This window comes from Marinovum sp. (assembly GCF_048263515.1).
Taxonomy (GTDB): domain Bacteria; phylum Pseudomonadota; class Alphaproteobacteria; order Rhodobacterales; family Rhodobacteraceae; genus Marinovum.
This window is the reverse complement of record NZ_JBLXEC010000009.1, coordinates 1-21,688: the sequence shown is the minus strand read 5'-3', so window position 1 is coordinate 21,688 and position 21,688 is coordinate 1. Positions and strand designations below refer to the sequence as shown.

21 protein-coding genes are annotated in these 21,688 nt (G+C 63.9%); 11 read left to right on the top strand and 10 right to left on the bottom strand.

Translation table 11 applies throughout. From position 1 onward, the window contains the following. Window positions 1-129: 129 nt before the first annotated feature. Both istB and ACN0SE_RS10325 read left to right on the top strand, forming a co-directional pair. On the top strand, window positions 130-885 hold the full coding sequence (istB, locus tag ACN0SE_RS10330; RefSeq protein WP_417524435.1) for an IS21-like element helper ATPase IstB: 756 nt from the start codon (window positions 130-132) through the stop codon (window positions 883-885). 143 nt (window positions 886-1,028) lie between these two features. Next, on the top strand, window positions 1,029-2,024 hold the full coding sequence (locus ACN0SE_RS10325) for an ester cyclase (protein ID WP_417524553.1): 996 nt from the start codon (window positions 1,029-1,031) through the stop codon (window positions 2,022-2,024). Here ACN0SE_RS10325 and ACN0SE_RS10320 read toward each other — a convergent pair. Then, window positions 1,907-2,353: a LysR family transcriptional regulator gene (locus ACN0SE_RS10320; RefSeq protein WP_417524434.1), complete on the bottom strand. Its 447-nt coding sequence runs from the start codon at window positions 2,351-2,353 to the stop codon at window positions 1,907-1,909. The two genes, ACN0SE_RS10325 and ACN0SE_RS10320, sit on opposite strands and share 118 nt — an antisense overlap. A 257-nt stretch (window positions 2,354-2,610) precedes the next feature. Here ACN0SE_RS10320 and ACN0SE_RS10315 point away from each other — a divergent pair, with 257 nt between their 5' ends. Genes ACN0SE_RS10315 through ACN0SE_RS10305 form a run of 3 tightly spaced genes read left to right on the top strand, consistent with a single transcriptional unit; the run spans window position 2,611 to window position 7,690 of the window. Then, entirely contained in the window at window positions 2,611-4,170 is a 1,560-nt protein-coding gene (locus tag ACN0SE_RS10315) for a trimethylamine methyltransferase family protein (protein WP_417524433.1), read from the top strand. Between the two features lie 55 nt (window positions 4,171-4,225). After that, a complete protein-coding gene (locus ACN0SE_RS10310) occupies window positions 4,226-6,676 on the top strand; it encodes a GcvT family protein (RefSeq protein WP_417524432.1) in 2,451 nt (816 codons plus the stop codon). A 15-nt stretch (window positions 6,677-6,691) separates the two neighbouring features. After that, on the top strand, window positions 6,692-7,690 hold the full coding sequence (locus ACN0SE_RS10305) for a GlxA family transcriptional regulator (RefSeq protein WP_417524431.1): 999 nt from the start codon (window positions 6,692-6,694) through the stop codon (window positions 7,688-7,690). A gap of 29 nt (window positions 7,691-7,719) precedes the next feature. Here the strand turns inward: ACN0SE_RS10305 and ACN0SE_RS10300 are convergent, their stop codons facing one another. The 7 genes from ACN0SE_RS10300 to ACN0SE_RS10270 form a co-directional block, all read right to left on the bottom strand. Further along, window positions 7,720-8,706, bottom strand: a complete 987-nt coding sequence (locus tag ACN0SE_RS10300; protein ID WP_417524430.1) for an enoyl-CoA hydratase/isomerase family protein — start codon at window positions 8,704-8,706, stop codon at window positions 7,720-7,722. A 25-nt stretch (window positions 8,707-8,731) separates the two neighbouring features. Then, a complete protein-coding gene (locus ACN0SE_RS10295) occupies window positions 8,732-9,376 on the bottom strand; it encodes an ABC transporter ATP-binding protein (RefSeq protein WP_417524429.1) in 645 nt (214 codons plus the stop codon). Continuing rightward, a complete protein-coding gene (locus ACN0SE_RS10290) occupies window positions 9,369-10,157 on the bottom strand; it encodes an ABC transporter ATP-binding protein (RefSeq protein ID WP_417524428.1) in 789 nt (262 codons plus the stop codon). The genes ACN0SE_RS10295 and ACN0SE_RS10290 overlap by 8 nt, the downstream gene beginning before the upstream one ends. Continuing rightward, window positions 10,150-11,109: a branched-chain amino acid ABC transporter permease gene (locus tag ACN0SE_RS10285; RefSeq protein ID WP_417524427.1), complete on the bottom strand. Its 960-nt coding sequence runs from the start codon at window positions 11,107-11,109 to the stop codon at window positions 10,150-10,152. The genes ACN0SE_RS10290 and ACN0SE_RS10285 overlap by 8 nt, the downstream gene beginning before the upstream one ends. Beyond that, window positions 11,109-12,005, bottom strand: coding sequence for a branched-chain amino acid ABC transporter permease (locus tag ACN0SE_RS10280; RefSeq protein ID WP_417524426.1), 897 nt, complete (start codon window positions 12,003-12,005; stop codon window positions 11,109-11,111). The genes ACN0SE_RS10285 and ACN0SE_RS10280 overlap by 1 nt, the downstream gene beginning before the upstream one ends. Before the next feature lie 67 nt (window positions 12,006-12,072). Then, complete coding sequence (locus ACN0SE_RS10275) at window positions 12,073-13,374, bottom strand: ABC transporter substrate-binding protein (RefSeq protein ID WP_417524425.1); 1,302 nt, start codon at window positions 13,372-13,374, stop codon at window positions 12,073-12,075. Window positions 13,375-13,387: 13 nt separating this feature from the next. Then, entirely contained in the window at window positions 13,388-15,046 is a 1,659-nt protein-coding gene (locus tag ACN0SE_RS10270) for an FAD-dependent oxidoreductase (RefSeq protein WP_417524424.1), read from the bottom strand. A 202-nt stretch (window positions 15,047-15,248) separates the two neighbouring features. Here ACN0SE_RS10270 and ACN0SE_RS10265 point away from each other — a divergent pair, with 202 nt between their 5' ends. After that, complete coding sequence (locus ACN0SE_RS10265) at window positions 15,249-16,943, top strand: sigma 54-interacting transcriptional regulator (RefSeq protein ID WP_417524423.1); 1,695 nt, start codon at window positions 15,249-15,251, stop codon at window positions 16,941-16,943. 186 nt (window positions 16,944-17,129) lie between these two features. After that, complete coding sequence (locus tag ACN0SE_RS10260; protein WP_417524422.1) at window positions 17,130-18,023, top strand: halocarboxylic acid dehydrogenase DehI family protein; 894 nt, start codon at window positions 17,130-17,132, stop codon at window positions 18,021-18,023. A gap of 7 nt (window positions 18,024-18,030) precedes the next feature. On the opposite strand, the gene ACN0SE_RS10255 is transcribed toward ACN0SE_RS10260, so the two are convergent. Then, window positions 18,031-18,402, bottom strand: coding sequence for a winged helix-turn-helix transcriptional regulator (locus ACN0SE_RS10255; protein ID WP_417524421.1), 372 nt, complete (start codon window positions 18,400-18,402; stop codon window positions 18,031-18,033). Between the two features lie 130 nt (window positions 18,403-18,532). On the opposite strand from ACN0SE_RS10255, the gene ACN0SE_RS10250 reads away from it, so the two are divergent. The 4 genes from ACN0SE_RS10250 (at window position 18,533) to ACN0SE_RS10235 (ending at window position 21,302) form a co-directional block, all read left to right on the top strand. After that, window positions 18,533-19,141 carry an NAD(P)H-dependent oxidoreductase gene (locus ACN0SE_RS10250; RefSeq protein ID WP_417524420.1) on the top strand — a complete coding sequence of 203 codons (609 nt, stop codon included), beginning with the start codon at window positions 18,533-18,535 and terminating at the stop codon, window positions 19,139-19,141. A gap of 66 nt (window positions 19,142-19,207) precedes the next feature. Continuing rightward, window positions 19,208-19,942, top strand: coding sequence for a glutathione S-transferase family protein (locus tag ACN0SE_RS10245; protein WP_417524419.1), 735 nt, complete (start codon window positions 19,208-19,210; stop codon window positions 19,940-19,942). After that, on the top strand, window positions 19,939-20,589 hold the full coding sequence (locus ACN0SE_RS10240; RefSeq protein ID WP_417524418.1) for a DsbA family oxidoreductase: 651 nt from the start codon (window positions 19,939-19,941) through the stop codon (window positions 20,587-20,589). Before ACN0SE_RS10245 ends, ACN0SE_RS10240 begins: the two co-directional genes overlap by 4 nt. After that, window positions 20,586-21,302, top strand: a complete 717-nt coding sequence (locus tag ACN0SE_RS10235; protein WP_417524417.1) for an HAD family hydrolase — start codon at window positions 20,586-20,588, stop codon at window positions 21,300-21,302. The genes ACN0SE_RS10240 and ACN0SE_RS10235 overlap by 4 nt, the downstream gene beginning before the upstream one ends. 154 nt (window positions 21,303-21,456) lie before the next feature. Here the strand turns inward: ACN0SE_RS10235 and ACN0SE_RS10230 are convergent. Further along, window positions 21,457-21,688, bottom strand: a 232-nt coding sequence (locus tag ACN0SE_RS10230; protein ID WP_417524416.1) for a hypothetical protein, incomplete at its 5' end; no start/stop codon positions are given.

Sequence of the window (21,688 nt, the reverse complement as noted above, 5' to 3'; positions counted from 1 at the left end):
CCTGGTGCTGTGCCGGGTCGAACATCGGCCTCCGAGGCTCGACCTCGATATCTATCCCTACCTGCCAAGGGCGAAGGTGGCGACGACATCTCCGGCCAGCTACCTGTGCCTGACCGCCGGCGCCTCGACATGACTAAGACGCCGCAGATCCTGTTGAACCATCAACTGAAGAAGTTGAAGCTGCCGACCATCCTGAGGGAATACGACAAGCAGGCCCGGCTTTGCTCGACCGAGGGGCGCGATCACGTCCAGTTCCTTGCCCGCCTTGTCGAACTGGAACTCATCGACCGCGAGCGGCGCATGATCGAACGCCGGATCAAGGCAGCGCGGTTCCCGGCCACCAAGAGTCTGGACAGCTTCGACTTCGCCGCGATTCCGTCGCTCAACAAGATGCAGGTCCTGGAGCTGGCGCGCTGCGAATGGATCGACCGCTGCGAGAACGTCATCGCCCTTGGTCCAAGCGGTACCGGCAAGACCCACGTGGCCCTCGGTCTCGGCCTGGCCGCTTGTCAAAAGGGGATGGCCGTCCGCTTCACCACCGCCGCCGCCATCGTTCACGAGTTGATGGAAGCGCGAGATGAACGCCAACTTGTGCGGCTTCAGAAGCAACTGGCGAAACAGAGGCTCCTGATCATCGACGAACTGGGCTTCGTACCTCTCAGCAAGACCGGAGCCGAACTGCTGTTCGAACTGATCTCCCAGAGATACGAGCGCGGCTCAATCCTGATCACCTCAAACCTGCCGTTCGATGAATGGACGGAAACCTTTGGATCAGAGCGCCTGACAGGCGCCTTGCTCGACCGTTTGACCCACCATGTCAGCATCCTGGAGATGAACGGCGACAGCTATCGCCTCGCTCAAAGCAAGGCCCGGCAGAACTCCTGAACAAGACCGCGTTTGGTCCTCGCGGACCAAGGCGCCTTGGCAACCGTCAGCTATATGCGGACCACGTTTGCCAAGGCGCCAGTCACGCCCAGACTGGCCGACTTTTGCTCCGCCCAGTGGCCGGATTTTGCGCCGCCGTTGACATTCAGGAAGAAAAGCAAGTCGTTCGAGACCTTTATGCCGGTTTGGACGGTGCGTCTCCGGACCGAATCGGATCGATACTTGCCGAAGCAATGACACCCGATGCGCTGTGGCGCGGGTTTCATCCGTTTGGCGAACTGACCGGGCCAGACGCGGTGGCGGAGCACTTCTGGAAACCGCTGCGCCTGTCGCTCACACGGATGCAGCGGCGGCAGGATATCTTCTTTGCCGGGCGTAACGAGATCGACGGGTTCACAGGCACCTGGGTGGTATCGATGGGCCACCTGATGGGCCTATTTGATCGGCCGTGGCTGGGCATTGCGCCGACCGGCAAGATGGCCTTTCTGCGTTATTGCGAATTCAACAAGGTCGAAAATGGCCGGATCGTCGAAACCGCGATGTATTTCGACATTCCGCATCTTATGATGCAGGCCGGGCTCAACCCCTTCCCACCGCAGACAGCCGCGCACCTGGTTCAGCCCGGCCCGCTGACCCACGATGGATTGCTCTACGATGATGCACCTGAGGCTGAGGGCCAGGCAACTCTTGCTGCCATCAATGCCATGATCGGCGATCTGGGAACCTGGCGGTCGGGCCTACCGCTAGAGGAAGAACTGGCCCAAACTTGGCACGACGACATGATCTGGTGGGGCCCGGCGGGGATCGGCGCGACCTACACGATCGAACGCTATGCCAAACAGCACTCGGGCCCATTCCGCGCAGCCTTTACCGATCGTTCCAAAACCCGCCACCTCGCCCGCGTCGCCGAAGGTCACTACGGCGGCTTCTTCGGCTGGCCAAACTTTACCGCCCGGCACACAGGCGGCTTCATGGGGATGCCCGGATCGGACAAACCCGGCGAAATGCGGGTGATCGACATCTACCGCCGCGAGGGCGACAAGCTGGCCGAGAACTGGATTTTCATTGACCTACTGCATTTCTGGAAAACACAGGGCGTCGATATCCTGCAACGCACGGTCGATATTGCTGACGCTTGAGCAAGATATTCCAGCGCCGGTAGATTGATTTTCTGCCGCTGGAACGTGCCAGTTGCGCCGTTTTCGAGAAGGCCGAAGGTCTCGATAATCCGTTGACGGATAGCCTGCCCCGCGGCGGTCAGCGCGATGCTGTTGACGACGCGGTCGAACAGCTTGAAATCCAGCGTGTCTTCCAGCGCCTTGATCTGCCGGCTGACCGCGCTCTGGGTGACGCCAAGTTGCCACGCCGCGCCGGTGACGCTCAGGCAAGTGCCGACAACCGAAACGGCGCGGAGGCTGGGAGAATTTCCGGAGGTCATGGTGCGCGGATTGCTGAATGAGGATGCCATGCACTTTGCTCCTCTCGGACCATAGTCATTACAAAAACGAATGGGCGTTCCTATTGGTCATTTGCCTGAACCCCAAACTTACCACAGACTTGCCGTGTCAACTCTTGGTGCGGAAGGCGTCGTCTGCTTGGATCATTTCAGCATTGAGCGTGGCAGCCTTGGATCGGCAGCTTTGGTTAATCGCGGTTCTGACGCGCGCGGACCCAGACCAGTTTACGCCCTCCCAAATATTCCTCCGGCTTCGAAGGCATTGCTGAATGGCGTCTGAGCAACTGACCCGAGTGGCGCGCGGACGCCGAGGACGTCGCCGTGATAGCGGAATATCCGCCCCGGCAATCGTACAGCGCCCGTTTATGCGGCTGAAACGCCCCTACCCGTCCATCGCGCTGATCTCGGATGATCAGGTCGAACACATCCACCAGGCATCCCTGAAACTCCTTTTCGAAACCGGTCTGGACGTACTGCATGAGGGCGCCCGCGCTGTGATGAAAAAAGCGGGGGCCGATGTCAGGGACGGCGAGATACGTGTGCGTTTTGACCCCGATCTGATCGTCGAGACCATTGCATCTGTGCCGTCGGAATTCACGCTGCATGCGCGAAACGCCCGGCACAACGTCACAATGGGCGGCGACAACCTCGTCTTCAACATGATGGCAAGCGCACCGAATTGCTCGGATACTGACCGGGGCCGCCGGGCAGGCAACCAAGAGGATTATCGCAACTTCCTGCGATTGGCCCAGATGCACAATGTTCTGCACGTCACGGGCGGGTATCCGGTGGAACCCGTCGATATTCACGCCTCTGTCCGTCATCTTGATTGCATACAGGATTACATCACGCTGACCGACAAGGCCTATTGCATCTACTCGCTTGGGGAAGCCCGTGTTTCCGATGCCATAGAGATGACGCGGATTGCCCATGGTCTGACCCATGATCAGATGCGGGATCAGGCCTGCATGTTCTCGATTATCAATACGAACTCTCCTCTGCAGCTCGATATTCCGATGCTGCAGGGCGTGATGGCCTTGGCCGAGATGGGCCAGCCGGTCGTCATCACGCCGTTCACGCTGGCAGGGGCCATGGCGCCCATCACGATAGCCGGGGCCGTGACGCTGCAAAATGCCGAGGCGCTGGCGGGTATCGCCCTGAGCCAGATGGTGCGGCCGGGAGCGCCGGTCATGTATGGCGGCTTCACCTCCAACGTCGACATGAAGACCGGCGCGCCCGCCTTCGGCACGCCGGAATACATGAAGGCGCAGCATATCGGTGGGCAGCTGGCGCGGCGCTATGGCATTCCTTATCGCTCCTCCAACGTGTGCGCTGCCAATACGGTGGATGCGCAAGCGGCATATGAGGCGGTCTTCTCGCTCTGGGGTGCCATCAATGGCGGTGCCAACATGCTCATGCACGGGGCCGGATGGCTGGAGGGCGGGCTGTGCTGCTCGTACGAGAAGGTCATTCTCGATATCGACCTGCTGCAGATGGTTTCCGAGTTTCTTCAGCCGGTTTCGACCAACCGGGAAGACCTGGCGCTGGACGCAATCAACGAGGTCGGGCCAGGCGGCCATTTCTTTGGCACCGACCACACGCAGGCGCGGTATCGCGATGCTTTCTATTCCCCGATCCTGAGCGACTGGCGCAATTTCGAGACCTGGCGGGAAGCAGGGTCGCCGATTGCAATCGAACGCGCAAACGCTGAGTGGAAGAGCCGCCTTGCCGCCTATGAGGCCCCGGCCCTGGACCCTGCCATACGGGAAGAACTTGATGCCTTCGTCACCAGGCGCAAGGCCGAGGGTGGCGCTGCGACCGATTTTTGAGATGCCCGCCCTGAAGTGTGGCCAGAGCAAACGCTGACCTTAGGAAGACCAAGACATGCCCACAATCCAGATCGACGGAACCAATGGCGCAAAGAAACTGCCTTCTCACGCCAAGGTCGTCGTGATTGGCGGCGGTGTTGTTGGGTGCTCGATCCTGTTCCACCTGGCCAAGTTCGGCTGGAAAGACGCGGTGCTGCTCGAACGGGACGAACTGACGTCCGGGTCTTCCTGGCACGCGGCGGGGGGCATTCACACCATCAGTTCGGATCCGAATATCTCGCGCCTGCAATCCTATACGATCAATCTGTACAAAGAGATCGAAGCGCTCTCGGGCCAATCCGTCGGCCTGCATCAGACCGGTGGCTTTTATGCCGCCTCCACAAAGGAATGGTATGACTACCTGAAGGGTGAGCGTTCGAAAGCACGCTACATGGGGCTGGACCAGGAATTCATCTCGCCCAAGGAATTGGCCGAGCGTCATCCGCTGATCGATCCCGACCACTATCACGCGGTGCTGTGGGACGCTCAGGATGGCCATCTGGACCCGTCCGGCACGACCTATGCGTTTGCCAAGGCGGCCAAGGCGCATGGCGCGCGGTATTTCACCCAGTGTGGCGCGACCGATATGACACAGCGCCCCGACAGCAGCTGGGACATTGTCACCCCAAAGGGCACGATCAATGCAGAACACGTCGTGAACTGCGGCGGTCTGTGGGCGCGCGAGGTGGGCCATATGGCTGGCATTCATCTGCCCGTTCAGCCGATGGAGCACCATTACCTGATCACCGAGCGCATGGACGACGTTGTGAACTTCGGTCAGCAGTTGCCGCATGGCATCGATTTCGAGGCCAACGTGTACTGCCGTCAGGAAGGACAGGGTATGTTGCTGGGCACTTATGAGGCCAAGGCGACCCCGTGGAAAGTCGGCGGCACGCCATGGGACTTCGGGCACGAATTGCTGCCGCCGGATCTCGATCGGGTGGCGGATCGTCTGGAAACCGCCTTCGAACGCCTTCCGGCGATGGCCAATGCCGGGATCAAGGACGTGATCAATGGCCCGTTCACATTTGGACCTGACGGCAACCCGCTGATCGGTCCTGTTCCGGGCCTGAAGAACTATTGGGTGGCGGTTGGCGTCATGGCCGGTTTCTGCCAGGGCGGCGGCGTTGGTCTGACGCTTGCGGAATGGATGATCGACGGGGAGCCCTCCATCGATGTCTGGGCGATGGATGTCGCGCGTTTTGGTGAATTCGCCACACCTGACTGGGGCACGATCAAGTCGTCGGAGAACTACGAACGCCGGTTTGTGATGACCTTCCCGAATGAGACTTTGCCAAAGGGCCGCAAGCAAAAGACCACCGCGCTCTATGATCGCATGATCGCCAAGGGGGCGGTCATGGATCAGGGTTTCGGCCTCGAACACGTGCTCTGGTTTGCCGACGGCCCCGACGACGCGCATGAAGTTCCGACCTTCGAGCGCAATCGGTCGCACGATTATGTCGCGCGGGAGATCAAGGCCGTTCGAGAAGCTGTCGGTGGTATAGAGATTGCCAACTTTGCCAAGCATGAATTCAAGGGTGCGGACGCGCGTGACCACCTGAACCACATCCTCGCCGGGCACGTTCCAAAGCCCGGCCGCCTGACGCTGACGCCGATGCTGACGCCCAAGGGCAAGCTTTACGGCGATCTGACGGTGGCCTGTCTGGCTGAGGATCACTTCATGCTGTTCGGCTCGGGCGCGATGCAGGAGGCGCACCGCCGCTGGTTCGAAAAAGACCTACCCTCCGGCATTTCCTATGCCAACGTCTCGGACGACTGGCACGGGATCGCATTGTCCGGTCCGAAATCGCGGGACCTGCTGGCCTGGATCACACGCGACGATGTTTCAGCCGAAGTCTTCAGGTTCCGCGACGTGCGGCAGACGTTCGTCGGTGGTGTGCCGGTAATTATCAACCGGATCAGTTTCTCCGGCGAGTTGGGTTATGAGATCTACTGCAAGCCGCAATACTTGATGCGTCTTGCCGACGCCATCGAAGAGGCCGGTGCTGATCTGGGCTTTCGCTGGTATGGCGCGCGCGCGCTGCTATCGATGCGGCTCGAAAAGGGCTGGGGGGTCTGGACGATGGAATACCGTCCCGACTACGACGCGATCTCCTCCGGCATGGATGCCTTCATCAACTGGAAGAAGGACTTTGTCGGCAAAGCGGCAACGCTGAAGGCGCGCGATGAAGGTGTCTCGCAGAAACTGGTGACGATGGTCATCGACACGGAGGGGATCGACGTCACCCATGACGAGGCGATCCTGAAAGACGGCGCGCCGGTCGGCTACGTCAGTTCGGGCGGCTATGCGCACCGTGTCGGCAAATCGATGGCGATGGGCTATGTCGACACGGGTTGTGCGACCCCCGGCACCACGCTCCGGGTCGAGATCCTAGGCAATTTCTACGACGCGCATGTCCTTGCAGGACCACTCTACGACGCCAACGGCGCGAACATGCGGTCTTGATAGGGAGTTGCGACCATGGGGCGACCAGAGAAAGACATCGAAGCGGCGCTGAGCGACTTGGTCGAGGTGAACCGTTTCGTGTTCCTGTTGATGCCCGGGTTCTCGGCATTGGAACTCGGGTCCGGAATCGACTCACTGGCCGCGGCAAACGAAACGCTGGGCAACGCGTTCTTTCAATGGAAAACAACCAGTGAAACGGGCGACAGCGTCGTCTCTTCTTCAGGCCTCAAAGTGGCCGTTGATGGCGCATTGCCGGATGTCCAGCGGAATGATTGCATCGTTCTGTGCTGCGCCTTCAATTCGCAGGAGTACCCGAAATCCGGTAAGGCCGTGGCTTGGCTACGACGCGCCGCGCGACAAGGCGCACGGCTGTGCGGTGTGGGAGGCGGCGCATTGTTTCTCGCCCGGATCGGGATCGCCAACGAAGGACGCATCAGTGCACACTGGAAAATGAAACCTGTCTTCGACGAAGGCTATCAGGATCTGGAACCCGCCTGCACGATTTTTGAAGAGACTCTAAAAGTCATCTCCTGCGGCGGAGGCGCGGCCACTCTGGATCTGTTTTCTGCGCTGATCCGCCAAAAGGCAGGCCCGGAAACCTCCACTCAGGTCGCTGGCCAACTGCTTTGTGGACCTATGCGTGATGGGCATTGCCGTCAGAGGAATTCCACGCTTCACCGCCTGAAACACAGGAACGAAAGGGTGGCGAAAGCGATCACCTATATGCAGGAAACCTGGGAAGAACCTGTTTCACCTTCGGTCATCGCCAGTCAGGTTGGCATATCGACACGCCAACTTGAGCGGCTGTTTCGTCGATACCTGGGAGTGAGCCCGAAAACCTACATGATGATTCTAAGACTCGAGAGGGCACGCGCATTGTTGCAGCAAACCCAGATGCGCGTGATCGACGTTGCCACGGCCTGCGGATTTTCAACGCAAGGCCTGTTTTCCAAACGCTACAAGCAGCACTTCGGAATATCGCCTTGTGAAGAAAAGGTCGTGCTTACGCACTGAGGTGGGACCATGACGATGGGATCACCTGGCTAGAGAGCGGGCGATGTAGGCTGTAGCGCCCGCCAGGTCGGCATCTTGTCCTTGTCGATGATGGCCGCGCGGACGCCTTCAAGGAAATCGCCTGATTTCAGGCAGTAGGTTGCCGCCTCGAGGTCTCGAGCGAGGCAACGACGCAAGTCGCGATCGTCCCGCGCTTGCTGCAGAAGGCGGAGCGCCAGCCCCTGCGAGGTCGGCGACCCGGCGCGCAGGGCCTTGGCCGCACGTTGCGCCCAACCCGCGCTCAAGGCTTCGAGCTGCCCGACCATGCGATGGACATCGAGGCCGGCAAGGGCCGTCGTTACCTGATCGGCCACGTCATGGATTTCACCTGGCTCGGCTGGTGGCGGCAGTTGGCTCAGGGGATCGGGACCACCCGCCGCAACCAGGGATGCAATCAGCTCGGCCTTGTCAGCCGCGGCAATCAGATGATCGGCGAGGCCCAGGGCGACGCAATCCGCCCCGCGGAGCCGCGCGCCGGTCAGGGCGATGTAGCGGGCAATCCCCTCGGGCAGAGCGGCCAACAGGTAACTGGCTCCCACGTCCGGCACCAGCCCGATGCCGCATTCCGGAAGCGCGAACATCGTCCTTTCGGTGACCACACGATGGGCGCCATGCGCGCCGATGCCGACGCCGGCGCCCATGGTGATGCCGTCCATGAAGGCCACATAGGGCGTCTTGAGTTCCGCAATCTGCAAATCCAGCGCGTACATGTCGCGCCAGAAGGCAATCACCTCTTCGAACCGACCGGCCTTTCCGGCCGCGTACAAGGCGGCGACGTCACCGCCGGCGCAGAACGCCTTGTCGCCCGCACCATCGACAAGGATCAACGTGATCGTCGGGTCGGCCTCCCATTCCGAGAGGATGCGGGCCATGCGGCGCACCATGTCATGGGTCATGGCATTGAGCGCCGCCGGGCGGTTCAGCGTGATCCGCCCGGTGTTTCCCTTTCGGGTTTCGATGAGGTCGGGTTCCAGCATGTCGGTCTCCTGTCTGCCCGGGGGATCAGGCGGCGCGCGTGGCGCCGCGTTCGATGCGATAGCTGCGGTCGAGCAGGTCGGCGCAGTGGTGATCGTTGGACTCGGCGATCAGGATCGAGACGCCCTCGGATTTCAGGTCGCGCAGGATCTCGGAAATCCGCCGCGCCAGCACCGGGGCGATGCCCTCGGAGGGCTCGTCGAGCAGGATCAGCCGCCCGCCGATCATCAGTGCGCGGGCCAGCGCCACCAGCTTCTGCTGGCCGCCCGAGAGCGAATTGGCGCTGCGGGCGCGGAACGCCTGCACCTCGGGCATCAGCCCGTAGATCCAGTTCAGCCGGTCCTCTGCATCGGGAATGTCGACCGCCCAGACCGGCAGCAGGATGTTCTCCTCGGCGCTCAGGTGCGGCACCAGCTTGCGGTCCTCGGGCATGTAGCCGATGCCGATCCGCGCCCGGTCCTGCGGCGGGGTCTGCGGCAGCTTGAAATGGTCGAAATCCATGGTGCCCGATTGCACGCCCAAGTGCCCCATGATGGCGCGCATCATGGTGGTTTTCCCGGCGCCGTTGGGGCCGATCAACCCGATCATTTCGCCGGGTTTCACGCGCAGCGCGCCGTCACGGATGATCGGCACCGGGCCGATCGAGACATTCAGGTTGTCGATCTCAAGCATAGGCCCGTTCCTTTTCCTCTGTCGTTGTGTGGGTGTCGCCGATCACCAGTTCGCGCACCTTGGGGTCGACCAGCGCCTGCGCGGGTGGCGCATCGCAGATCACCTCGCCCGAGAAGAAGGCCAGCACCCGGTCGACGTAGCGCTCGACGATCTCCATGTCGTGCTCGATGAAGAGCACCGTGGTCCCGGTGGCCTTGAGAGCGTTCATCACCGTGTCCATGATGGCGAACTTCTCTTCCGCCGCGACGCCGGAGGTCGGCTCGTCCAGCAGCAGCATCTTCGGTCCACTGACCACCGCCATGGCGATGTCCAGGAGCTTGCGCGAGCCCTGCGAAAGCGCGCTGGCGTCGCTGTCGGCCACTGTGGTCAGACCGTAGCGTGCCATGACCTCCTCGCACTCCGCCATCAGCGCCGGGTCGCGAATAGGCCTGAGCAGGGCCGCGCCGTTGCGCCGGGCGAGCGCCAGCGCCGAGAGCAGGTTTTGCCGCACCGAAAGTGACATGAAGACCTGGCTCACCTGGAAGGACCGGGTCAGCCCGCGATGCACAGCGTCGCGCGGCGGGATGCCGGTGATGTCCTCGCCGGCAAAACGGATCGTCCCGGCGGACGGCTTGAGGTAGCCCGTCACCATGTTGACGAAGGTGGTCTTGCCCGCGCCGTTGGCGCCGATCACGCCGACCACCTGGCCCGCGGGGACGTCGACGGTGATGTCCTTGGCGGCGACCACGGCGCCAAAGGTCTTTTGCAGGTCACGAACGGAAAGGATGGGGGTGTCACTCATGGCGCAGCCTCCGGACAAAGGGGATCCGTTCCAGCAGCGACCAGACGCCGCCGGGCAGGAAGAAGATGATGAGAAGCAGAGTCGCGCCGACGATCAGCTGCCATGCATGGGGCGCGATCTCGAAGGCATAGGTGCGCAGGAACTCGAACAGGATCGCCCCGACGAAGGGCGCCAGCACGCTGCCCGGCCCGGCCATGATGGTGATGAAGACCAGCTCGCCCGAGACCGTCCAGTAGACCATGCTGTCGGGGTCCACCTGGCCCAGCGCCATTGCCATCATGCCACCCGCAGCCCCCGCGAGCGCCGCCGAGATCACGTATTTGACATGGATCGCGCGGGCCACCGAGAAGCCGAGGTATTCGACCCGGATCTCGTTGTCCTTGATCGCGGTGGTCAGCCGGCCCAGCGTCGATTTCAGGTAGACCTGCACCAGCACCGCCAGCAGCAGGCAGACCAGCGAGATCGCCATGAAGAGCGCCAGCTTGTCTTCGGGCAGCCATCCGAGAAAGGTGGTCTGCGAGACCGAGAAGCCGTCGGTCGAGCCCAACGCCTCGGTCTTCACAAGGATGCCGTAGAGCACCATCGAAAACGCCAGCGAGAGCATCGCGAAGAAGATGTCGCGGTAGCGGCGCAGGATGAAGCCAAGCAGGAATCCGACCAGCGTCGCGGCCAGCATGGCGATCACGATGCGCAGGGCGAAGTCGGTGACGCCCATCCACTGCTCGGACATGGCGACCGCATAGGCCCCCAGCCCGAAATAGAGCGCATGGCCGAAGGACATGAGCCCTGTGCGCCAGAGCACCAGAAGCCCCAGCACCGCCGCGCCACGCGCCAGCCCGAACATCAGGTTGTTCACCACCCAGGCGGGCAGGACGAGGCCCGAAGCCGCCACGGCCAGAAGGACAAGCGCGGCGAACTGCACCGTCCTGTCGGTTGCAATCGAACGGGTCATCAGATTTTCCTCGCTTGTTCGGGGGCGAAAAGACCTTCCGGGCGGACGATCAGCACCGCCGACATCACCAGGAAGATCACGAAAAGCTCCAGTTCGGGCAGCATGTGCACGGCGAGCGCGCGCAGCAGCCCGACCAGCAACGCGCCGATCAAGGCGCCGGGGATCGACCCCATACCGCCGATCACCACCACGGCGAAGCTCAGCACGATGATGTCCACCGCAAAGCCCGGCGCGACGGAGACGGTGGGCGCAATGTAAGCGCCGCCAAGCGCGCCCAGCACGGCGCCGGCGCAGAAGGTCACCACGTAGACGCGGCTGACGTTGATGCCGATGCTCAGCGCCATCTCGCGGTCATGGATCACCGCCGCGATCAGCTTGCCCCAGCGGGTGCGGGTCAGCACCCACCAGCTGGCCAGCGCCACGGCCGAGGCCACGGCAAAGAGCGTCAGCGAATAGACATCGCGGAAGATGCCACCCAGTTCGACATTTCCCAGCGCCACCATCGGCTGGTAGGCGAAATAGGGGTTCACGCCGAAGATCAGCAGGATCAAGTCTTCGAGGATCAGGAAGACCCCGAAGGTGGCCAGCACGACTAGGATCTCCTCGTGTCCGTACATCCGGCGCAGGATCACCCGCTCGATCACCAGCCCCAGCGCGATGCCGACAGCCAGCGCCGCCAGCGCGATGATCAGGAAACCGAACCAGTCGGGAAAGCCCATCTCCGAGGCCGAGCCGATGAAATAGGCCGCGGTATAGGCGCCCCAGGCGTAGAAGCCGCCATGGGCCACGTTGAGGATCTTCATCACCCCGAAGGTGATCGTCAGCCCCGCGGCGACGATGAACAGGTACGAGGCATAGACCAACCCGTCCAGAAGTATGGTGAATAGCAGTTGCATGGTATCTCCTCCCTCCCCTCCAGCGACGCGCCGGGCCGGGCCCGACACGCCACCGGGGAGGACCCTGTCAGCAGGTTGCGCCGGGCATGCCGGCTTCGAGCCAGTCGAGGCCGGTCTGGCCCTCGGGCGGCATGATGCAGTCGGCGGGGTAGAACTTGACGTCGGTGGCCACCGGCTCACCCCGGTCCTTGTCCCAGCCGGTGATGCCATAGCCCACCGGGTGCACCGCCTGGTGCCCGTCGCCGAGCGACATCGAGATCCGGCCGCCGAAGCTGTCCCATTCGAGGCCCTTCAGCTGCGCCTCGATCTGCGCCTGCGTCGGGAAAGTGCCGGCCTCCTCCGCGGCCTTGTCCATCGCGATCTTCAGCGCCAGGAGCGATTGCGCGTACTGGTAGGACGGCCCGAGCGGGTAGTCGCCGAATTCTTCCTTGTAGTGATCGACGAACCAGCGGTTCAGCGGCGTGTCCATGTCACGCACCAAGAGCCCGTATTCGCCACGGGTGCCCATCACCACGCCCTCGGGAAAGCGCTTGCCGAGCCGGTCGACGGCCGAGGCGCCCAGCGTCGAGATGAAGGTCTTCTGCTGGAAGAAGCCGCGCACCCCGGCCTGCAGGACAAACGCCTCCATGTCGCCGTCCCAGAAGCTGGAGTGCACCAGCGGCGCCTTGTCGAGCGAGAGCGTCGAGATCTCGGTGCCGAACTGGCCGGCGAAGAGCTTCGGGAATTGCGGGTTGCCCGAGGCCTCGCTGTCGGGGTTGATCGTCTTCATTGCGAGGTCGAAGAACTTGTAGCTGTCCTGGCCCCAGGCGTAGTTCTGGTTGATGCCGGTGTAGTTCTCGGCGCCGAGCTGGTCGCGCACGTAGAGGGCGGCGGCCACGCCATCGCCCACCGCATGGCCGGTGGTGCGGAAGACATGCGTCTTCGGTCCTTCCTCGAAGAGCCGCGGCGAACCGCAGACCGCGATGATGGTCAGCGTCTCCAGTTCCTCGGCCACCGGCGCCACTGACAGGCAGGAGCCGGAAGAGATATAACCGATCACCGCGTCGACGCCCTGTTTCTGGACGAGGTTGCGGTATTCGGCCACCTGCTTGGTGTTGCCGCCCGCCTCATCCACGAAGATCGGGGTCAGTTTCGCCCCCGCGAAGCCGGGCGTGTCGTAAGGCGCGGGCAGGCTGCCGGCGTTGATTGCCTCGATCACCAGTTCCGCGCCCTGGTGGCCAGGAACCCCGAAAGGGCCGGCGGCGGGGCCGGAGAGGAAGGTGACGATGCCGACCTTGATCTTTTCCTTGGACAGGGCGGGCATCGGCCCCAGGGCCGTCGCCCCGGCCAGTGCTACGGCGGCGGCCTGTTTGAAGATGGAATATGTCATTGGGGTCCTCCCTTCAGGATGCTGCGGCCAGGGGTTCGTCCCCCAGCGCGATGTCTTGGAATTCGAGCTTGTCGCCGTTCAGACGCAGGCTCTGCTTGCGCTGCCATTGCCCCTCCTCCTCGGGGAAATCGCTGCGCATGTGGGTGCCGCGGGATTCGGTGCGCCGCGCCATGGCGAGACACATGGCCTCGGCCAGCCGCGCGACACGGCCCAGCCGCGTGACCTCGATCAGCCCTTCGGCGTCGTCCCAGCCCAATGCCGCGATCTCGTCCTGCAGCGCGCGCAGATCGGTCAGTGTCCGGTCGAGCAATTCCTTGTTGCGCGCCGGTCCCAGCCCCTGCTGCGTGACCCGGCGCACCCGCGCCAGAAGCTCGGCCGGCACAGCGCCCGATCCGGGCCGCGTGAGCGCCGGCGGATTGGCCGTGTCCTTTGCGGCATTGGAGCGCGTCTGCAGGTTGGCGGCGGCATGTCGCCCGGCAATCGCACCGAAGGTCATCGCCTCGACCAGCGCGGTGCCGCCGTGGCGGTTGGCGCCGTGCAGCCCGCCCGCGATCTCGCCAACCGCATAGACGCCGGGAATGGCGGTGTGCGCGTCCTGATCCACCCGTACGCCGCCGATGGTGTAATGCGACGAGGGTGCGATGCGCACCGGTCGGATCCGGTAGTCGGGCACATGTTTTGACAGGAAGGTGGCGGTCAGCGAGTCCGGCGCCCATTCGTCATCGGTGGTGTCGCCGAAGTCGATGAAGACCTCGCGGCCCTCGATGATCTCGGACTGGATGATGAAGCTGAGGAAATCCCAGTTGTGCAGCGCCGCCAGCGCCGACTGGCCTGCGCCCATATGCTTGACGATCAGGTCCTCGCCCTCAGAATTCACCAGCTTCGCGGTCGAGGGATAATCGGGATACAGGAAGATCGCCGGGGCGCCCTCTTCGTTTACGGCGAGCGGGTAGAACTGGATGAATTCCATGTCCACCAGCTCTGCTCCCGCTTCCAGCGCCATCGACTGGCCGCCGCCCAACAGGTTCTGCGGCGTGTCGGTGAACTCGTAGACGCCTTGCATTCCGCCGGTTGCGAGGATCACCGCGCGGGCCGCGATGCGCACCGGCGCACCGTCAACGATGGCCCAGACGCTCGGCCCCTCACGCATCAGCCTGAGCGCGGTGCCTTTCACCCGGCGTACCTCGCTGGCTTTCGCCGCGCGGCGCAGCTGCGAGAACAGGGCCGTGCCGTGGGTGGAGGAAAACTCCATCATTAGCCCGGTCATGTCCTCGGCCCCGTCGGCGCCATAGGTGTCGTCCAGAATATCTTTGCCGCGCATTCCGGTGGAGCGGCGCACCCGGAAGCCACGCGGGGCGCGGTCGACGGGGATGTCGTACTTGGCGATAATCGCGCCCATCTCGGCTGGCGCCTCGTCCACCAGCCGCCGCAGCAGGGTCTCGTCGCACAGCCCCTTGCCGGTGACGTCGCGCATGTTCTCGAAGACCTCCTCGGGCGGGAAGCCCTCATGCGCGGCGTAGGTCAGGAACCCGGTGGAGATCGCGGTGGACGAGGCTTGGCCATTGTAGAGCAGAACCACGTCGGCCCCGGCCTCGCTCGCGGCCAGCGCGGCGATCTGCCCGGCACTGCCTTCGCCAATGACAAGAACGTCGGTTTCGATGATGTCGGTCACATCTGTCCTCCTGAATTGTTGCCTTCAGGTTAGAGGTGAGTCGGCAGGGGAAAGGCGCCGGGCGGAGATGGATGCGACCTGATAATTTTTAACTATTTCAGATAGATATAACGCTACAGACAGAAAACGGTATCAATTTTGATTGCCCTGTGTTCAAATTTGACACTATCTCGTTGCCGCCACATGAAGAGGCCAGCCCGCCATGCAGCCCGACACCGACGCCCTGCCCTTCGGAATTCTCCGGCTTGAAGGAGAGCGGATCACCCAGGCCAACCGGCTCCTCCGCAGCATCCTCGACGGGCCGCTGCACACGCTTTCCGAGGTGGCCGACAAATACCCCGAACTCGAGGCGCTGCGCGGCCGGGACGGCACCGACCAGAGCCCGGTCTGGGTGACGCTGAGCGCCACCGCCTATTGCGTCGCCTCACTGCGGCAGGGCGCGGCGGTCGATCACTATTTCCTGCCCAGCTGGCTGATCGCCACCACCGACGAGGGGCTGAAGGCGCTGCAGGACAGCTACGACGATTTCGTCGAGATTTTCGAGAATTGCTTTGACGGGATCTACGTGGCGGACGGCGCCGGGCGGACGCTCTGGATGAACGCGGGGTTCGAGCGTTGCTATGGCCTTTCGGCGCGCAATTTCCTCGGCCGCGACGCCAGCAAGCTGGAACGCGAAGGCTATGTCGAGCCGCTCATCACCTGGAAGATCATCGCCACCAAGAAACGCCAGACCGCGCTGCAGACCACCAAGTCAGGCCGCAAGGTGCTGGCCACCGGCATCCCGCTGCTGGCCAGCGACGGTTCGGTGCGGCGGGTCATCATCAATTCGCGCGACACCACCGAACTGATCGAGATGCAAGGTAAGCTGACCGCCGCAGAGCAGGAAATCAAAGGCTACGAGCGCGAGTTGCGCCAGATCCGAGAGGCCACCGCGCAGGATGGCGAGCTGATCTGGACCAGCGAGGCGATGCAGGAAGTGGTGCGGCTGGCGATGCGGGTGGCGCGTACCGACGCGGCGGCGCTGATCTCCGGCGCCTCGGGCGTGGGCAAGCGCAAGCTGGCCGACCTGGTGTTCCGCTATTCCAAGCGGTCGCGCAAACGCCTGTTGCGGATCGGCTTCGGCACCCTGCCCGAGGATGCGCTGCTTCAGGAACTCCTCGGATCCGACGGGCGCGAAGACGGGTTGCTCGCCCGTGCCGCCGGGGGGACGCTGGTGCTCGAGCGGGTCGACCTGATGCCGGAGCGGGTGCAGGAGCGGATGGCGGCCTGGTTCCGTAGCGAGGATGCGCGACGGCGCGGCAAGGGCCATGACATCCGCCTGATCGCCACCACGACCGAGGGACTGGCCGAAAAGGTCGCCGCCCGCAGCTTCCGTGAAGACCTGTTCTATCGCCTTTCGGTGGCCGAGATCGAAGTGCCGCCGCTGAAGGGCCGGGTCGCCGACATCGCCAGCCTCGCGCAGCATTTCCTCGACACTTTCAACAGCCGGCACGGGGCCGAAAAATATTTCGATCGCGCCGCGATCAACCGGCTGGCCCGCTGGACCTGGCCCGGCAATGTGCGCGAGCTGCGCAGCATGGTGGAGCGTTTCGTGGTGATGGAGCCCGCGGCACGGATCACGGCGAAGATGGTGGGCGAGGCGCTGGCGCAGACACCCGTCCTCGCGACACCGGACAGGCCCGCGACAGCGGACGTTGCGCCCGACGAAGTCCGCGACCTGGTGCGCGCCTATGAGGCCGAATTACTGCAAGCGCAAGTGGACCGCGCCGGCAGCATCCAGAAGGCCGCGACGGCGACCGGGATCAGCGTGTCGACGATCAAGCGAAAGCTGGCGTGGAAGAATGCATCTGAGGTGAACGAGCAGCGTGCCGGGACCCTTGCCGTGGAGCACGGGTAGGCGCGGAGGGTCATTATTGGCCCGAAACGTTCAGTTCTGACACCATTAGAGGCAGGGTCTGCCTCAAGCCCCTGCAACATATGGAGTTTTTGAACCGGCGCAAAGCTCGCGCCGACTTTGGCCCGTATGCGGCCCGCCTGCACCCTGCGCACACCAAGTCCCACCCTCTTCATCGGAGCCACCCAGATGCCGCCCCTGCCCCGGATGAAACCCGATCCCCTGCCGCCGGTGCGAACCACGCCAGAAGCCCTGGCGACCGGCGATCTCAAGCACAGCTACGAGATGACCAAACGCGCCTTCGGCGTGCCCTGGATGGGCGTCGTCGCCATGGCCTTCGCCGGCTACCCGAAGTTCTATGACGCGCTCTGGCAGCATGTCGGGCCGGTGGCCGGCAGCACCGCTTTCGCCGCGGCCTGCGCCGAGCTGCGCGCCACGGCCGAGGCGGAAGCGCAGCGCCTGACGCCTGCCTCATTGGTCCCCGGGCTGAAGGCGCAGGGCTATTCCGATACCGATCTGGCCGCCATCGACCAGGTGATCGAGGTGTTTTCCGAGGGCAACATGCCCTACCTTCTGCTGGCCACCATCGCGCGGCTGGTGCTTGAGGGCGTGGCCTTCCGCAATCCCGACGCGCCAGAGCCGGCGGTCACCTCGCCGACCCGCCCGGTCTGGCCCGCGGGCCAGCCGCTGGTGCTGATCGAGGCGCACCATCAGAATGCCGAGGGCCGCAGACTTTACGAGGACATCCGCACCACCCTTGGCCTGCCCTTCGTCAACACCGACTACCGCGCCCTCGCCCGGTGGCCGGGATATTTTGCCGAAGCCTGGGGGGCGCTCAGGGGCCATGTCGGCGGGCCGGCCCATGGGGCGGCAGTCGAGGCGGTCCATGCCCGCGCCGTCGAACTGGCGCTTGGATTGCCCGGCTTGCAGGGGCTGTCGCAACACAGTCTCGCCGCTCCGGCGAATGCGGGCGCGTCCGCCGACGAGGTGCAAGACGTAGTGCGGCTCTTCCAGTGGCTGCTGCCCGGACTCGCGGTCAACGTGGGCTATTTCCGCCATCAACTGACGCGGACCGATGCCTGACATGAGTTCAGTCCGCGCGGACCCCCTCTGGCAAAGCCTCGCTCCATTCGCGCAGCGCATCGAGAAAGCCCAGCGCGCTGCGCCCGAAATCGGTGATCTCGTAATGTACCTGCACCGGCGAGGTCTCCAGCACCTCGCGCCGGACCAGACCCTGTTCCTCAAGCTGCCGCAGCCGCTCGGTGATCATCTTCTTCGACGCCCCGCCGATCATCCGCGCGAGATCGTTGAACCGCACCGGCCCGTCCTTGAGATGCCACAGGATCGAGCCGGTCCACTTTCCGCCGACGATCCGCATCCCGCGCTCGATGGCGCAGGGCTCGGTGCAGGCGTCGTGCACCTGCCGGCGGCCCCTGCCGTCTTCTTCCACACGTGCGCGCATGACGCGTCTCCTACCATTTCTATCTAGGTTACCAAAAGTATACTGGTTGACGGATGTACCCTGCGCACGCAAATAGCGTTCCAATCGGCCGCGAGTCAAGCGGCCACGACCTGACCTGAAGGAGAGACAGATGAGCAAGATCCTGATTCTGAACGGCGCACAGCCCTATGCCTTTGCCCCCGGCCGGCTGAACGCAACCCTGGCCGAGCGCGCGCGCGAATACTTGGAGGCCCAGGGCCACGAGGTCCGCCTGACCACCGTTGCCGAGGGCTACGATGTCGACGCCGAGGTGGAAAAACACGTCTGGGCCGATACCGTGATCCTGCAATTCCCGGTCAACTGGATGGGCGCGCCCTGGTCGTTCAAGAAGTACATGGACGAGGTTTATACCGCCGGCATGGACGGCCGGCTCACGCTGGGCGACGGCCGCACCGCCGAGGCGCCCAAGGCCAACTACGGCATGGGCGGCGCCCTGGACGGCACCAGCTATATGATCTCCGCCACCTTCAACGCGCCGCGCGAGGCCTTCGACGATCCCGCCGAGCCGTTCTTCGAAGGTGCCGGCGTCGATGACCTGCTGCGCCCGGTGCATCTCAACGCCAAGTTCTTCGGCATGACGCCCCTGCCGAGCTTCGCCGCCTTCGACGTGATGAAGAACCCCGAGATCGAGGCCGATCTCGCCCGGTTCGACGCGCACCTGGCCGGCGCCTTCGCCGCAGCCGACCAGGCCGCCGCCTGATCCACTGCCCGGGCGATGCCTGCTCGTTCGCCCGGGCTCACCGCATTTCCGCTGGGAGACCCCGCCATGCCGCGCCCCGACATCCACCTCTACACCGCCGCCACGATGAACGGCTACAAGCCGGTGATCTTCCTCGAAGAGGCCGGCGTGCCCTATGACCTGACCTTCATCGACTTCGCCAAGTCGGAACAGAAGGCGCCCGACTACCTGAAGCTCAACCCCAACGGCAAGATCCCCACCATCGTGGACCGCGCCGAGGACCGGGCGATCTTCGAGAGCGGCGCGATCCTCTGGCACCTGGCCGAGAAATACGGATCCTTCCTGCCGGAGGACGCCGTGGCGCGTTCAGAGGTGCTGCAATGGCTGTTCTTTCAGGTGGGCCACGTCGGACCGATGATGGGCCAGGCGATGTACTTCCAGCGCATCGCCGCGCCCAACGGCCATGACGAGCCCTTCTCGACCCAACGCTACGTCAAGGAAAGCCGCCGCATCCTCGAGGTGCTCGACACCCGGCTTCAGGGGCGCGACTGGCTGGCTGCGGATCAGTACACGATCGCCGACATGGCGGTGTACCCCTGGGCGCGGGCCTATGTCTGGGCCAGGGTCTCGATCGAAGGCCTCGACAACCTGCGCGCCTGGTTCGACCGTATCGACGCCCGCCCGGCGGTGCAGCGCGCGCTGACCATCCCCAAGGCGCAGCCGCAGTTCTATGACGCGAGCGCCGATGACGGGGCCTTTGCCGCCGAGAACGCGGCCCGCTTCGCCGCGGACGCCCGGGCGGACAGGGGCGCGGGGCAATGACGCGCCCCGCCCCCATCCGGGTCGACATTGTCTCCGACGTCGTCTGCCCCTGGTGCGTGATCGGCTTTCACCAACTCGCCAGCGCCTCAGAGACAACCGGCGTTGACATTGATGTCCAGTGGCACCCGTTCGAGCTGAACCCCGTCATGGCCCCCGAAGGCGAGAACCTGCGCGAACACCTCGCGGCCAAGTATAGCACCACGCCGGAAGGCTCGAAAAAGGCCCGCGCCCGGCTGACCGAGATGGGCGCGGCCCTGGGCTTCACCTTCAACTACGCCGACGACATGCGGATGGTGAACACCTTCCGCGCGCATCAACTCATCGACTGGGCGCAGGATCACTCCAAGGCGCATGACGCAAGTCTCGCGCTGATGCGCGCCTTCTTCACCCGGCGCGAGAACCTGCACGATCCCGCGGTTCTGGCCGAGGTGGCCGCCGAGATCGGCCTCGATCCCGTGGCCGCGATCGTCATGATCGAAGGCGGCGACAGGGCGGAGAGCCTGCGCCAGCAGGAAGCCCTCTGGACATCACGCGGTATCACCGGCGTGCCCGCGATGGTCTTTGCGGGCCGCCACCTCGTCACCGGTGCGCAGGGCGAGGAGACCTACGGCCGCATCCTCGAGCAACTGGCGAAAGAGGCGGCATGACGCGCGACACCATCAAGGCGCTGACCTTCGACACCGGCGGCACGGTTCTGGACTGGCACAGCGGGTTCAGAACCGCCTTCGAAGCGGCCGGAGCGCGCCACGGCCTCGCGCTGGACGGCGCCGCCCTGGCCAACGAGCTGCGCCACCGCAGCATGGCCATGATGCTCAACCTCGGCGCCGACGGCCCGCCAGACCGGAATTTCGACCAAGCACACCGGGCCTGTCTCGACGCCGTGCTGAGCGATCACGGGCTGGACATGTTCGACGAAACAGACCGCCACGCCATCGCCTGGGACGCGCCGCATGGCTTCACCGCCTGGCCGGATGTCAGGCAGGGGTTGGAGGCTCTGCGCCAGAGGTTCATTACCGTCTCCTTCAGCCTGCTGTCCTACCGGCTGGTGATCGACACGGCGCGCAAGAACGGGCTGGCCTGGGACGCGGTCCTGTCCTGCGAAGGCTTGGGCGTCTACAAGCTCCTGCCCGACGCCTACCGGCGCGCGGCGCAGCGATTGCAACTGGCGCCGGAGACCTGCATGATGGTGGCCTGCCACCCGTTCGACCTTGACGCTGCCCGCGAGGTCGGGTTCCGTACCGCGCTCGTCCGCCGGCCCCGGGAATGGGGCGACGACCCGGAGGCGAAGCCCGGGATGCCGGCCCCCGGAACCTATGACATCGAGGTCGACAGCTTTCGGGAGCTCGCCGAGCGACTGTAGGGCGGCTTCGTGTCTTTCGTCGCGCTGTCCTGCATCGATGAGCAGGATGGTCATGGAAGACGACCGCCTGCCCTTGCCCACCACCATCGAGCGCAGGCAAATCTTCGGTTACTCCCGGCGTTTCGAAATTGCGAAGCGTCCAGAAAGCGGCCTTCTACCGTCCTTCGCGTGTCGATTTAAGATCAGGCACTCCGGCCATTACTACTCCTAGGTCGGCTTCCAACAAACTGCGACCAGCATCTTGCACCCGCAGTGAACTGAACTGATGCGGTGGATGCCCCCACCCAGCGGCATCTCGTATGCCATGATGGTTCCATAGGAACCAAGTGGAGGGCACACCAATGACGACGACGATCAACATGCTGGCGATCGATTTGGCGAAGGGC

Bases quoted from the DNA above. Each gene is read 5' to 3' on its own strand.
- istB (WP_417524435.1), top strand. From the start codon at position 130: ATGACTAAGACGCCGCAGATCCTGTTGAACCATCAACTGAAGAAGTTG.
- ACN0SE_RS10320 (WP_417524434.1), bottom strand. From the start codon at position 2,353: ATGGCATCCTCATTCAGCAATCCGCGCACCATGACCTCCGGAAATTCT.
- ACN0SE_RS10315 (WP_417524433.1), top strand. From the start codon at position 2,611: ATGGCGTCTGAGCAACTGACCCGAGTGGCGCGCGGACGCCGAGGACGT.
- ACN0SE_RS10310 (WP_417524432.1), top strand. From the start codon at position 4,226: ATGCCCACAATCCAGATCGACGGAACCAATGGCGCAAAGAAACTGCCT.
- ACN0SE_RS10305 (WP_417524431.1), top strand. From the start codon at position 6,692: ATGGGGCGACCAGAGAAAGACATCGAAGCGGCGCTGAGCGACTTGGTC.
- ACN0SE_RS10300 (WP_417524430.1), bottom strand. From the start codon at position 8,706: ATGCTGGAACCCGACCTCATCGAAACCCGAAAGGGAAACACCGGGCGG.
- ACN0SE_RS10295 (WP_417524429.1), bottom strand. From the start codon at position 9,376: ATGCTTGAGATCGACAACCTGAATGTCTCGATCGGCCCGGTGCCGATC.
- ACN0SE_RS10290 (WP_417524428.1), bottom strand. From the start codon at position 10,157: ATGAGTGACACCCCCATCCTTTCCGTTCGTGACCTGCAAAAGACCTTT.
- ACN0SE_RS10285 (WP_417524427.1), bottom strand. From the start codon at position 11,109: ATGACCCGTTCGATTGCAACCGACAGGACGGTGCAGTTCGCCGCGCTT.
- ACN0SE_RS10280 (WP_417524426.1), bottom strand. From the start codon at position 12,005: ATGCAACTGCTATTCACCATACTTCTGGACGGGTTGGTCTATGCCTCG.
- ACN0SE_RS10275 (WP_417524425.1), bottom strand. From the start codon at position 13,374: ATGACATATTCCATCTTCAAACAGGCCGCCGCCGTAGCACTGGCCGGG.
- ACN0SE_RS10265 (WP_417524423.1), top strand. From the start codon at position 15,249: ATGCAGCCCGACACCGACGCCCTGCCCTTCGGAATTCTCCGGCTTGAA.
- ACN0SE_RS10260 (WP_417524422.1), top strand. From the start codon at position 17,130: ATGCCGCCCCTGCCCCGGATGAAACCCGATCCCCTGCCGCCGGTGCGA.
- ACN0SE_RS10255 (WP_417524421.1), bottom strand. From the start codon at position 18,402: ATGCGCGCACGTGTGGAAGAAGACGGCAGGGGCCGCCGGCAGGTGCAC.
- ACN0SE_RS10250 (WP_417524420.1), top strand. From the start codon at position 18,533: ATGAGCAAGATCCTGATTCTGAACGGCGCACAGCCCTATGCCTTTGCC.
- ACN0SE_RS10245 (WP_417524419.1), top strand. From the start codon at position 19,208: ATGCCGCGCCCCGACATCCACCTCTACACCGCCGCCACGATGAACGGC.
- ACN0SE_RS10240 (WP_417524418.1), top strand. From the start codon at position 19,939: ATGACGCGCCCCGCCCCCATCCGGGTCGACATTGTCTCCGACGTCGTC.
- ACN0SE_RS10235 (WP_417524417.1), top strand. From the start codon at position 20,586: ATGACGCGCGACACCATCAAGGCGCTGACCTTCGACACCGGCGGCACG.